At 66.6% G+C, this 12,675-nt stretch carries 12 protein-coding genes; 6 read left to right on the forward strand and 6 right to left on the reverse strand.

The window, feature by feature from the left end:
* Positions 1-404 precede the first annotated feature (404 nt).
* On the reverse strand, positions 405-608 hold the full coding sequence (locus VGG53_RS09025) for a hypothetical protein (protein ID WP_331517704.1): 204 nt from the start codon (positions 606-608) through the stop codon (positions 405-407).
* Positions 609-855: 247 nt separating this feature from the next.
* Between VGG53_RS09025 and VGG53_RS09030 the strand changes: the two genes are divergently transcribed.
* Positions 856-2,079 carry a WS/DGAT domain-containing protein gene (locus tag VGG53_RS09030; RefSeq protein WP_331517792.1) on the forward strand — a complete coding sequence of 408 codons (1,224 nt, stop codon included), beginning with the start codon at positions 856-858 and terminating at the stop codon, positions 2,077-2,079.
* Positions 2,080-2,088: 9 nt separating this feature from the next.
* On the opposite strand, the gene VGG53_RS09035 is transcribed toward VGG53_RS09030, so the two are convergent.
* Genes VGG53_RS09035 through VGG53_RS09045 form a run of 3 tightly spaced genes read right to left on the reverse strand, consistent with a single transcriptional unit; the run spans position 2,089 to position 4,867 of the window.
* Positions 2,089-2,670, reverse strand: coding sequence for a MarR family transcriptional regulator (locus VGG53_RS09035; RefSeq protein ID WP_331517705.1), 582 nt, complete (start codon positions 2,668-2,670; stop codon positions 2,089-2,091).
* Entirely contained in the window at positions 2,667-4,229 is a 1,563-nt protein-coding gene (locus VGG53_RS09040; protein ID WP_331517793.1) for a pyruvate, phosphate dikinase, read from the reverse strand. The genes VGG53_RS09035 and VGG53_RS09040 overlap by 4 nt, the downstream gene beginning before the upstream one ends.
* A gap of 23 nt (positions 4,230-4,252) precedes the next feature.
* Positions 4,253-4,867, reverse strand: coding sequence for an NADPH-dependent F420 reductase (locus VGG53_RS09045; protein WP_331517794.1), 615 nt, complete (start codon positions 4,865-4,867; stop codon positions 4,253-4,255).
* Positions 4,868-4,949: 82 nt separating this feature from the next.
* On the opposite strand from VGG53_RS09045, the gene VGG53_RS09050 reads away from it, so the two are divergent.
* Positions 4,950-5,462, forward strand: a complete 513-nt coding sequence (locus VGG53_RS09050) for a DoxX family protein (protein WP_331517706.1) — start codon at positions 4,950-4,952, stop codon at positions 5,460-5,462.
* Here VGG53_RS09050 and VGG53_RS09055 read toward each other — a convergent pair.
* Both VGG53_RS09055 and VGG53_RS09060 read right to left on the reverse strand, forming a co-directional pair.
* Positions 5,455-6,819, reverse strand: a complete 1,365-nt coding sequence (locus tag VGG53_RS09055; protein WP_331517707.1) for a flavin monoamine oxidase family protein — start codon at positions 6,817-6,819, stop codon at positions 5,455-5,457. The two genes, VGG53_RS09050 and VGG53_RS09055, sit on opposite strands and share 8 nt — an antisense overlap.
* 90 nt (positions 6,820-6,909) lie before the next feature.
* Entirely contained in the window at positions 6,910-8,331 is a 1,422-nt protein-coding gene (locus tag VGG53_RS09060) for a short-chain fatty acyl-CoA regulator family protein (RefSeq protein ID WP_331517795.1), read from the reverse strand.
* Between the two features lie 129 nt (positions 8,332-8,460).
* Here VGG53_RS09060 and prpD point away from each other — a divergent pair, with 129 nt between their 5' ends.
* From prpD to rplM, 4 genes are all read left to right on the forward strand, one after another.
* Positions 8,461-9,966 (forward strand): 2-methylcitrate dehydratase PrpD, encoded by a 1,506-nt coding sequence (gene prpD / locus VGG53_RS09065; RefSeq protein ID WP_331517708.1) that lies wholly within the window; start codon positions 8,461-8,463, stop codon positions 9,964-9,966.
* Complete coding sequence (gene prpB / locus VGG53_RS09070) at positions 9,963-10,880, forward strand: methylisocitrate lyase (protein WP_331517709.1); 918 nt, start codon at positions 9,963-9,965, stop codon at positions 10,878-10,880. Before prpD ends, prpB begins: the two co-directional genes overlap by 4 nt.
* Positions 10,877-12,025: a bifunctional 2-methylcitrate synthase/citrate synthase gene (locus VGG53_RS09075; RefSeq protein WP_331517710.1), complete on the forward strand. Its 1,149-nt coding sequence runs from the start codon at positions 10,877-10,879 to the stop codon at positions 12,023-12,025. Before prpB ends, VGG53_RS09075 begins: the two co-directional genes overlap by 4 nt.
* A 181-nt stretch (positions 12,026-12,206) precedes the next feature.
* Positions 12,207-12,650, forward strand: a complete 444-nt coding sequence (gene rplM, locus VGG53_RS09080) for a 50S ribosomal protein L13 (protein ID WP_331517711.1) — start codon at positions 12,207-12,209, stop codon at positions 12,648-12,650.
* Positions 12,651-12,675: the final 25 nt, after the last annotated feature.

A 12,675-nucleotide genomic window follows, 5' to 3' on the forward strand; every position in this document is an offset into this window, starting at 1 on the left:
CTCGGCCACGATCTGCACGATGCGCCCATCGATGGCGTTGCGCTGACCGGCCAACTCCGCCAACTCCTCGAACAACACCTCAACACGCCCGGCACGGCTCACCGCCGCGGGAGGCGATGCGGTCAAGGACATGACGTCATCTTTGCAGCCGGGTCCGACAAGTTGCGGCTGCCGACCCGCACCGGGGTGGTGCCCTCATCATTCGCCAAGCAGGACAGCCTGATTGACCGCCAAACGCGTCCACCGCAGCCCCCAGCACGACCACCCCGGCCCCATCACGCGCCCAACCACGGCGCTCGACCGCACGCGATTCCGACCGTTGGACTGGCGGCGCAGCCTGACCGTGCCTAGTGCCTCGATCACGGCCCGTTGCGCCATGAGGGACGCCTCGCGGAACGCCTGGGTCAGGTCGGGAGCTTCGGCGATCTTGCCCAGCGCCGCCCCGCCTTGCGGGTGGCCAGCTTCTGGTCGATCTCGCGGAGCTTGGCCTGGTGGTTCTCTTTTGCCGCCTTCCAGCGGCGGTCGTCGATGATCCCCTCGTCGTACCCGTTGTCGATTTTGGCCAGCCGGGCGCGCAACCGCTTGGATTCCTCGACCTCGGGCTTCATGACGTCACCGACCGTGGCGAGCTGGGTTGCGAAGTCGGGGCGGCTCAGTCGCTCGGCGATGGTGTCGAGGACGAAGGCATCGACGTAGCGGTGATCGCGGATCAGGTGGCCGGAGCCGATATAGCGGCGGTCGGTGCCGATGCGGTTGGTCTTGGCGGAGGGGTCCCACCTTCCGGTAGCCCGCGAACCCCCGCCTGTGGATAAAAACCGGACTGTGGATCCATAGGATGCGGAGATGCCGACCCGGATGGCGCCTATCGATGCGCAGTTCTACTGGATGTCGGCCAAGGTCCCCAACGACGACTTCATGATCTACGCATTCGACGGTCAGCCAATGGATTTCGAGCGGGCCGTCGACGAGGTCCGCGACCGGGCGAACGCGTGTCATGCATTGACGGTGCGCGTCGAGGACGGCTTGCCGCTGAGCTATCCGCGTTGGGTGCGCACCGGGGTCGCGTCCGACCGGGTCGTGCGACACCACCTCGACGACGACAGCTGGCAAGGCTGCCTGAATGCCGTGGGTCGACTCGCCGACGACCAGCTCGACGTCCGCTGGGCGCCGTGGCGCTTGCATGTCTTCGCGCCAGTACACGGTCTTCCGGGCGGCAGCGGGCCGGGCGCCGTCGCGGTCTTGCAAATCTCCCACGCGCTCGCCGACGGCACGCGCAGCGCGGCATTGGCCGCGTGGTTGTTCGGACGGGCGACCCCCGTGCCGGCTGTGGCGGCGTCGACGGGCTTCTTACCGTGGCGCGGCGTCGTTGCGGCGCAAGCTCATCGCAAGCTGGTCCGCGATACCGCGGCCGGTCTGCTGCGGCCGTCGCCCGGGACGCGGCCGGCACTGTCCACCAATTCCCGTCCTGCTGGCACCCGGCATCTGCGCACACTGGTACGCGACCGCTCGCAACTAACCGGCCCTACAGTCACCGTCGCAGTGTTGGCAGCGGTCTCCGGCGCACTCGCCCGCTACCTGGGCGACGAAGCCGCATCGCTCGCGGCCGAGGTTCCGATGGCCAAAACATCTGTGCCGCAAGCGTATAACCACTTCGCCAACGTGACGGTCGGACTGTATCCGGAGTTGGACCGGCAGGACCGCCTGAAAAGGATCGCCACAGACCTGGCCGATGCCCGCCGGCGCTCGCAGCATCCCGCGGCCGCCGCCGCCGATCGGGCGTTCGCAGCGGTGCCGGCGCCCGTGCTGCGTTGGGGTGTAAGCCACTTCGATCCCGACGTCCGGCCGGCGCAGATTTCCGGAAACACCGTGGTGTCAAGTGTTTACCGCGGCCCTGCCGACCTGAGTTTCGGCGATGCGCCGGTGCTACTGACCGCCGGCCACCCGGCCCTGTCGCCGGTGATGGGCCTCACCCACGGTGTGCACGGGATCGGCGACACCATCGTGATCAGCGTGCACGCCGCCGAGTCGGCGATCGACGATGTTGACGACTACGTCGCCCGGCTGGACGCCGAGCTGTAGCAAAACCGTTTATGCATCACCGGTTTCGCGGGTCAGGCCGGCGGCGAGAATCAGCTCCTCGTGAAGCTCGAACCACACGGTGTGATACGAGTCGATCAGCGGCCGGGCCAGCCACATCGTCTCGCCCGCATGAATATTGTCCAGCGCCGTCTGCAGCTTCACCGAGTAGCGGCTCAGTCGCGGCAGCTGTTCGGCCGCCGCGGCGAGGATCGGCTTCACCCGCCGGTGTACCTCGTCGAGCCGGCCCAGCACCGCCGCGTCGTGGTCAACGTCGTCGTGGGTGTTCGGCTGGCCATCCCTGACCTGCCAATCGGTGACCAGTGCTTTGAATTCGTGGTTGACGGAACGGAATTCGTCGTAGGCGGCCGAAACTGCCGCCCTATCGACATCTCGCAGTTCGCCGGTCAGCAATGTCTCCAGGCGGGCGCGACCTTCGGGACTGAGCCGCAATGTCTTATCGTCGACCAGCAGACCCGATCCGACGAGCCGGTCGATGACAGCGCCGTGATCTTCACCCAGCGTCGCAGCCAGATCCTGACGGCTGACCCGACCTTTGAGCCGGACCGCCTGCAGCACCGTCAAGTCGCTCACGACGTCCCGCCGATCCGGATCGCGGCCAGCATCGCCAGCAGCGGGCTGGCTGACACCACGTCGCTGGGCCCACTCGCCATGGCGGTGCGTACCGCCGCCTCGGAAACGCGATCAAGTCGGGGATAGTCGCCGCGGGCATGCGCCCGTAGCGGGCTGACTCGCCTTGCGATATCAGCCAATTCGCGTAACTCTGGGGTGTTGTCCTCCGACCAGGCAGACAGCGACAGCTTGCCTTCACGCACTTCGCCCTCGTTGCCGTCGACGGTGACCAGCCTGCCGGCCAGTGACTGCGCGACCCCGCTGCCGCAGCCCACCACGGCCGCACGACCAAGCTCACGGCTGACCACGGCCGCGTGGCTGGTGGCACCGCCGGTTTCGGTGACGACCCCGCGGGCGACCAGCATCCCGTGGATGTCATCGGGACTGGTGTGGTTGCGTACCAGGATGACGTCCTCGCCACGGTCGGCGGCGTCGATCGCAGCATCCACCTCGGTGTAGGCGCGCCCCGACGCGACGCCCGGGCCGGCAGGCTGACCCGTCGCCAAAAGCCTCGCGGCCATTTGGGTTTCCGGCTGAAGTGATGGCTGTAACAACGCCTCGACATGCGCAGGGGCCACCCGTCGCAGCGTCTCGGCCTCGTCGATGAGGCCGTCGCGCAGCAGCTGTAGGGCCAGACGCACCGCGGCCTGCGCCGAGCGCTTGGCCGCCCGCGTCTGCAGCAGCCACAGCGTCCCGTCTTCAATGGTGAATTCGACCTCTTGCACGTCTGCCGCCAGTCGTTCCAACGACCGTGCAGCGTTGATCAATTCGTCGTAGACGGCCGGCTGCTGGCTGCGCAGTGCGGCGATCGGCTCGACGTCGACGGTGCCGGACACCACATCGTCACCCTGGCCGCCTGCCAGCCATTCGCCGAATTCCTCGTCGGCCCCGGTCATCGGGTTACGAGAGAACACCACGCCCGCACCAGAATTGGCGTTGATGTTGCCGAAAACCATGGCCTGCACCACCACTGCGGTGCCGCCGCTGTCGTCGAGACCGCGGTGGCAACGGTAAGCGACGGCGCGCGGTGAGTCCCACGAGGCGAACACCGCATCGATCGCGGCGCGCAACTGCAAATAGGGATCGTCGGGAGCCGGGCCGTCGACGATCCGCGCATACGAGGCGGTGAACCGCTGCCGCGAGTCGCGGGCGAAGTCGGCCGAACCCTTGACGGCCAGCGCCTTTTCGACGGCGTCGTTGAACCCGAGATCCAACAGGGTGTCCATCATCCCGGGCATCGACACCGCCGCCCCCGAACGCACGCTGACCAGCAGCGGATGCGGTCCTCGTCCGAAGCTGCGCGAGGTAGCGGCTTCCAGTGTGCGCATTCCGTCGAGCACGTCTTGCCAGATGGCGTTGATCGTCGCCTCCGGTTCGGCGCGGCGACGCGCACTTACCTCGGCGCTGATGCAGAATGCGGGCGGCACGGGCAAGCCGTTGCGGCGCATCATGTTGATGCCATACCCCTTGTGGCCCAGCACCTCCGGCGGGGACGACGCATCGCCGTCGAGCAGTATCACGGGCCGTGTGGACATCCGGATGTTCAGGCTCGACCGCGCAGCAAGCCGAATCCGAAATCGGTACCGAGTCCGCGGCGCAGCGCCAAATGAATCCACAGCAGCGCGTAGGGCTCCAATAGCCGGGCCGACGCCAGATCGCCCGCGTCGACGGTTTCGAAGCCCAGCTCGCTCACCAGCCGGGTGGTGACCGACTTGGCCTGGTCGTCGTCGCCGCAGATGAACATCACCGGTGTGCCGGTCAGCTGCGGGCCGTCCATCATCGGGGCGCCGATCTGGTTCATCGCTTTGCAGACTCGCGCGCCCGGTGCCCAGCCGGCGACCTGCTCGGCGCCGGACGTGGTGAGCCCGACCTCGAGCGTGCTGAAATCCGGGGACAGCGGGTTGGTGGCGTCGATGATGACCTTGCCGGCAAGGTCACCGCAGCCTTGCACTGCTTGCTGCGTGCCCTGCCACGGCGTGCACAGTGCCACCACATCGGCTGGCGCGGCCGCGGATTCGTTGGTCTGCACCGTGCCCAGCGATGCGTACTTGGGATCGTCGGGGTTTCGGACGCCGAAGGTGACATCGTGGCCCCGGTTGCGCCACCCGGTGCCCAACGTGCGGCCGACGTTGCCAGCTCCAATGACGGCGATTTTGATGGGTCGCTCCTTTGCGGTCGGGTGCGGCTGGCAGGATACCTCTGCTTATCCCGTGCCTACCCGATGATCTAGGTTGGCGTCTATGAATGATGCCTATGACGCCGGGTTACTGATCCTGCGGCGAGTGCTGGGCATGACGCTGCCCGCTCACGGCTTCAACAAATTCTTTGGTGGCGGACGGATACCGGGCACGGCGCGCTGGTTCGAAAGCATCGGCATGAAGTACGGCACCTTCCAGGCTGTCGTTGCCGCGACGACCGAGGTCAGCGCGGGCCTGGGGCTGGCTGCCGGCCTGCTCACGCCCATCCCCGCCGCCGGCTTCGTCGCACTGATGCTGGTCGCGGCGTGGACGGTGCACCGGCCCAACGGCTTCTTCATCGTCAAGGAGGGCTGGGAGTACAACCTGATCCTGGCGACGGCGGCAGTGGTCATCGCGACGCTGGGCGCCGGGCGGTACAGCCTGGATTGGCAGATCTTCGGACACAACTTCCACCCCGGCTGGCACGGACTGTTCGGTTCGCTGCTGCTGGGCATTGGTGGGGCGCTCGGCCAGCTGGCGCTCTTCTATCGGCCGCCGGTCAAGCAGGCTAATTAACCGCTGTCGTTTCGCGGGCCAGCACTTCTTCGGCTGCACGCTCTCCAGAGCGGATGGCGCCGTCGACCCATCCGCACATGACGGCCGAGCTCTCCGTTCCGGCCCAATAGATCCGGCCGCACGGCTGGCGCAGGGTGTAGCCGAACTCGGTCAGTACACCGGTGGGTGCGTGGCTGATCATCCCGCCACCGGAATAACGCTCGAGACTCCAGTCCTGCTCGTGATAGCCGATGGGTGAAGCGGCCTTGCCGCCGAACCGGTCGACCAGCTCGGCCACGACCACCGCTTGGCGATCGGCCGGCCCAAGTCGTCCCAGCCTTCGGGCGGCTGGGCCTTCGGTGATCACACACATGACGCCGGGCGTGCCGGTGTCCGTGCAGGCGTCGATGGTCAGGGTGGCCGGCGATCCCGGTGAGGCCGTCTGGCCGGACAGGCCGGCCGCACGCCAGAACGGCTCGTCATAGACGACCGAGATCTTGAAGATCGCGCCGCTGGGCATCCGCTGGTGCAGAAACAACCGATCGAGCGGCAGCGTCGGCCGGTAGTCGATCTGGCCGGCGATGGCCAGCGGAACGGCCACGATCACCCGTTGTGCCCGCACCGACAGGTCGTCGGAGCGGACCGTCACGCCGTCGGCGTCCTGGGCGATGTGCCGCACGGGCTGCGAGAGCTGCAGTGCGTCGCCGAGTTCGGCGGCCACCGGCCGGTAGATGGCTCCCATCCCGCCGACCGGGCGGGAATCCTGGGAGCCGCCCTCGCTCGACACGACAAAGTCCGGCCCGCCGCCCGAGGCCATCTGGTAGAGCACCCACAGCAACGACACCTCTGATGCAGCCGAGGTGTAGGGGCCGGCCAGCGCCATGTCCAGCATGTCGCGGGCCTGGTGCGACATGATGTTTTTGTCGAGCCATGCCGCCAAACTGACCTGGTCCCACTCGGCGGCCCTGCGGGCCTGCCACGGGGCGTGCAGCGGAATCGATCGGCACATCTGCCGTACCTTGATCAACCCAACGCCGAGGTTCATCGTCGCCCACGGGCTCACCGTCCACGGGATGGTGCCGGCATAGCGGTGCTGCTTGTCGCCGACGATCATCATCGACTCGCCGTCGATGTATTGCTTGTACGCCGGCACACCGAACTCGCTCATCAACGCATAGACGCGGTCCTGTCCCGGCCCGATCCATGCGCCACCCCGATCGATCCACGACCCGTCGTCGAGGACCTCGGTGTAAGTGCGCCCGCCGACGCGATCACGGGCCTCCAGCAGCGCCACCGAGCGACCGGCCTGCTTCAGCCGCAGGGCGGCCGTCAAACCGGCGAATCCCGCACCGACAACGCAATAGTCGACATCTGTCATGGCTAACCTCAGCAGCAAGCTACGCCGATCGTGATGCGCAAAATCCGAAATCCGGCAATTCTTAGATGAATTCGGGTCGGATGCCGCCGGTCAAGCAAGCTCGGTAGCCGGCGAGTAGGGCAGGCCGCTGCCGGTGTTCTCGTCGACCGCGACGCGCCCACCGAGGTAAGGAAACGCGCGCTGCGCGCAGGCCGAGCGATTGCAGATCTTGCAGCCCGCGCCGATCGGGACGGCGGTGCTCGGATCGTCGAGTGCGATGCCGGTGGAGTAGACCAGTTTGTCGGCGTGGATCAGGTCGCAGCCCAGACCGATGGCGAAGCTCTTGTGCTGGCCCAGATAGCCCTGACCTTCAGGCGCGGTGGTCTTGGCCAGCCAGAAATACGAACGGCCGTCGGGCATCTGGGCGACCTGCGTGACGATCCGACCCGGTTGGGCGAACGCGTCGTGCACGACCCATAGTGGGCAGCTGCCACCGACCCGACTGAAGTGAAATGCGGTGGCGGACTGACGTTTCGAGATGTTCCCGGCCTTATCCGTCCTGACGAAGATGAATGGCACGCCGCGTAGTTGCGGTCGCTGTAATGTCGAGAGCCGGTGACATACCGTCTCGAAGCCGACCTCGAACCGACGGGCCAGCAGATCGATGTCGTAGCGTAATTCCGCTGCGGCGCTGTGGAATTCACGGTAGGGCAGCAGAAACGCGCCGGCGAAGTAATTGGCCAGGCCGATGCGGGCAACGCCACGGGACTCCGGGGTGAGCTGGGCGTCGGTGGCTGAGCTTGAATCCAAGATCGCCGAAAGCAACTCAGCCTGGCTCACCAGCGCTAGTTGGGTGGCGATCTGAAACGCGCGCTGGCCCGGCAACAGCCACTGCGCGATTCGCAGCACCTTGCTCTCCGGGTCGTAGGACCGCTTGACGTGTGTGGCAAGGTCGGCGTCGATCACCACCCGCACGCCGAACCGGTCGTGCATCAGCGCCGACAACCCGACGTCCAGCCCGCCCACGCTCATCCCGGTCTCGGTGAACATCTGCTCGGCCGCGATGTCGAGTTCGCCGACATAGTTGTTGCGGTCGTAGAAGAAGTCGCGGACTTCCTCGAACGGCATCGGGCGCCCCGCGGGTAGCGACGTCTCCGTCGTCGCGTGCGACCGGTACGCCTCCAGTTCCTCGGTGGACTCCCGCAGCCGGCGGTACACAGCGACCAGGTTGCGGCCCACCTCGGGCATCCGGGCCACCAGCTCCTCGATCTGCGCAGAGCTCACTGAGTCGGCGGCGGCGGTGAACACGTCGGACAGGTCGGCCACCAATCGGGCGTCGGAGTCGGCGGAGAAGTAATTCGACGGCAGGTCGAAACGTCCGGTGAGGGCCAGCAGCACCGGCACCGTGATCGGACGCTGGTCGTTTTCCAGCTGGTTCACGTAGCTGGTGGACAGATTCAGTGTCCGGGCCAGCGCCGCCTGGCTCAGGCCGCGCTCGTTTCGCAGCCGTCGCAGCCGGGCACCCGAAAACATCTTCGCCACCGTGGGCACTTTACCCTGCGATGGCTTACACAACGTTCGCAATCTGCGACGAATCAGGACGCAAAAATACGCATATACAGGTACTTTCCCCAGCGGCCGGCTTTGCATAGTGTGCGAACTATGTTGATCCACACGGTTCGGACCCACCGCAGCGCCGATGACTTCCCGGTCACCGAGCACCTGGCCTACAAGATCGCCCAGGTTGCCGTCGACCCGGTCCCGGTGGCACCGGCGACCGAGGCTATGGTGATCAACCGGATCATCGATAACGCCGCTGTCAGCGCCGCCGCGGTGCTGCGGCGACCGGTCACCACCGCGCGCCACCAGGCCCTGGCGCATCGTGCTCACCCGGGCGCGACCGTCTTCGGCGTCGACGGCAGCTACTCGGCCGAGTGGGCGGCCTGGGCCAACGGCGTGGCGGTGCGTGAACTCGACTACCACGACACCTTCCTGGCCGCCGAGTACTCCCACCCCGGCGACAACATCCCGCCGCTGGTCGCGGTCGCCCAGCAGCTCGGCGTGCGCGGCAACGACCTGATTCGCGGCCTGGCGACGGCGTACGAGATTCAGATCGACCTGGTCAAGGGGATCTGTTTGCACGAGCACAAGATCGACCACGTCGCGCACCTCGGCCCGTCGGTGGCCGCCGGACTGGGCACCATGCTGCGGCTCGACCCCGACACCATCTACCAGGCGATCGGACAGGCACTGCACCTGACCACCGCGACCCGCCAATCCCGCAAGGGATCGATCTCCAGCTGGAAGGCCTACGCGCCCGCCCTGGCCGGCAAGGTCGCCATCGAGGCCGTTGACCGGGCCATGCGCGGCGAAGGATCGCCCGCACCCATCTGGGAAGGCGAGGACGGCGTGATCGCCTGGCTGCTCTCCGGCCCCGAGCACACCTACCAGGTGCCGCTGCCCGCGCCGGGGGAGGCCAAGCGGGCCATCCTGGACAGCTACACCAAAGAGCATTCCGCCGAATACCAGAGTCAGGCGCCCATCGACCTGGCCCGCCGGCTGCGCGAACGCATCGGCGATCTCGACCAGATCGCGACGATCGTGCTGCACACCAGCCACCACACCCACTGCGTCATCGGCACCGGCTCCGGCGACCCGCAGAAGTTCGACCCCGACGCCTCCCGGGAGACGCTGGATCATTCGCTGCCGTACATCTTTGCCGTCGCGCTGCAGGACGGCGCCTGGGACCACGAACGCTCCTATGCCCCCAAGCGGGCGCACCGGCCGGACACCGTCGAGCTGTGGCAGAAGATCTCCACGCTCGAGGATCCGGAGTGGACCCGCCGGTATCACTCGAACGACCCGGCCGAGAAGGCATTCGGGGCGCGCGCGGAGGTGACGCTCAAAAGTGGCGAGCTGATCACCGACGAGCTGGCCGTCGCCGATGCACATCCGCTGGGCGCACGGCCATTCGGGCGCGAGCAGTACATCGGCAAATTCAGCACGCTCGCCGACGGGGTGGCGGATCACGCTGAGCAGCAACGGTTCCTGGACACCGTGCAGGGTATCCGCGAGCTGAAGGGCGATCAGCTGGGCGCGCTGAACCTGCGAGTGCTGCCCGAGGTGCTGGACAAGGCGCCGATGATTCCGTCCGGGATCTTCCGGTGACCGGGCTGCTGGCGTCGGCATCCAGTGCCGCCGACAAGCGGGCCGCATTTCGGACCGGGCTGAATTCGGGCCGGCTGCAACGCTTTCCGGGCGCGTTCTCACCACTGGTGGCCAAGCTCGTCGCCGAAATCGGCTACGAGGGCGTCTACGTCTCCGGCGCGGCACTGTCGGCCGATCTGGGGTTGCCCGACATCGGGCTGACCACGTTGACCGAGGTCACCGGGCGCGGCGCGCAGATTGCTGCGGTCACCGACCTGCCCACCCTCATCGACGCCGACACCGGGTTCGGTGAGCCGATGAGCGCCGCGCGCACCATCACGTTGCTGGAGGGCGGCGGGCTGGCCGGCTGCCATCTCGAGGACCAGGTCAACCCGAAGCGATGCGGTCATCTCGACGGCAAGGACGTCGTTCCCACCGCCGACATGGTCAAGCGACTGCGGGCGGCGGTGGGCGCGCGCCGCGACCCGAACTTCGTGATCTGCGCCCGCACCGACGCCGCCGGGATCGAGGGCATCGACGCCGCCATCGAGCGGGCACGGGCCTACGCCGACGCCGGCGCGGACCTGATCTTCACCGAAGCGCTGAGGGGTCCGTCCGACTTGGAGAAATTCCGTGCCGCACTGGATATTCCGCTACTGGCCAACATGACCGAGTTCGGCAAGTCGGAACTGCTGACCACCTCGCAGCTCACCGATATCGGCTACAACGCCGTCATCTACCCGGTCACCACACTGCGGCTGGCGATGTTCGCCGTCGAGGGTGGCCTGCGCGAAATCGATGCCAGGGGAACACAATCCGGCTTGCTGGAGCACATGCAGCACCGCGAGAGGCTCTACGAGCTGTTGCGCTACGCCGACTACAACCAGTTCGACGACGAGATCTTCAATTTTGATGGGAAAGGCCGAAACCGATGAGCACCACGGCGGACACTCCGGAAAAAAAGATCCACAAAGGTCTTGCCGGCGTCGTCGTCGACACCACCTCGATCTCCAAGGTGGTGCCCGAGACGAACTCGCTGACTTACCGCGGCTACCCGGTGCAGGATCTCGCCGCGCACTGCAGCTTCGAGCAGGTTGGCCACCTGCTATGGCACGGCGAACTGCCAACCGACGGGCAACTCGCGCTGTTCAACCAGCGTGAGCGGGCGAACCGTCGGGTAGACAGGTCGATGCTGTCACTGCTGGCCAAGCTGCCCGACACCTGCCATCCGATGGACGTGGTGCGCACCGCGATTAGCTACCTGGGCGCCGAGGATCCCGAGGAGGACGACGGCGCGGAGGCGGCCAACTTCGCCAAGTCATTGCGGATGTTCGCGGTGCTGCCGACCATCGTCGCTGCCGACATGCGTCGTCGGCGGGGTCTGGAACCGATTGCGCCGCACAGCCACCTCAGCTACGCGGAGAACTTCCTGAACATGTGCTTCGGCGAGGTTCCGGACCCGGTGATCGCCACCGCGTTCGAGCAGTCGATGATCCTGTACGCCGAGCACAGCTTCAACGCCTCCACCTTCGCCGCGCGGGTGGTGACCTCGACGCAGTCCGACATCTACAGCGCGGTCACGGCGGCGATCGGGGCGTTGAAAGGCCCGCTGCACGGCGGGGCCAACGAGGCCGTCATGCACGACATGATCGAGATCGGTGAGCCGTCGAAGGCCGCGGATTGGTTGCGCGGCAAGCTTTCCCGCAAAGACAAGGTGATGGGCTTCGGGCATCGCGTCTACAAGAACGGCGACTCCCGGGTGCCGACGATGAAAGAAGCGCTGGTCCGCGTCGCGGAGGTCCGCGACGGCCGGCGCTGGCTGGACATCTACCACATCCTGGAGTCCGAGATGTTCGCCGCCACCAAGCTCAAGCCCAACCTGGACTTCCCGACCGGACCGGCCTACTACCTGATGGGATTCGACATCGCGAGCTTCACGCCGCTGTTCGTGATGAGCCGCATTACCGGCTGGACGGCTCACATCATCGAGCAGGCCGGCTCCAACACACTGATCCGGCCGTTGTCGGAGTATTCGGGACGGCCTCAGCGAAGCTTCAGCGCGGCCAGCGCAGGTCGGTGAGGCGCGACTACCCGCCGTTGACGCGTTTTGACCTGCACGGATAACCGCCGGTAAGCTCCTGCGTTGGCGTGCGGTACGCCGGGCCTCGGGTCAACGTCGGTCGCCGAGGACATCCCTTCCGCAACCGCCTGACCGGCACCGGGTCGCACCGGGATCCACTCGAGTAAAGAAGGTAAGCGCTGTGTCCACATACGCGCCGAAGGCGGGTGACACCACGCGGTCGTGGTATGTCATCGACGCCACGGACGTGGTGCTCGGCCGCCTTGCCGTCGCGGCAGCCAACCTGCTGCGCGGCAAGAACAAGCCGACATTCACCCCCAATGTCGACGGCGGTGACTTCGTCATCATCGTCAACGCCGACAAAGTCGCCATGAGCGGCGACAAACTGCACAAGAAGCTGGCCTACCGCCACTCGGGTTATCCCGGCGGGCTGAAGACGCGCACCATTGGCGAGCTGATGGAAAAGCACCCCGATCGGGTGGTGGAGAAGGCAATCATCGGCATGCTGCCGAAGAACAAGCTCGCTCGCCAGATCAAGCGCAAGCTGCACGTCTACGCCGGGCCCCAGCACCCGCACAGCGCCCAGCAACCGACTCCGTTCGAGATCAAGCAGGTGGCCCAATGACCGAAACCGCAGCACCGGAAACCAC

The sequence above is a fragment of the Mycobacterium sp. genome (genome assembly GCF_036490025.1).
In the GTDB taxonomy this organism is placed as follows: Bacteria; Actinomycetota; Actinomycetes; order Mycobacteriales; family Mycobacteriaceae; genus Mycobacterium.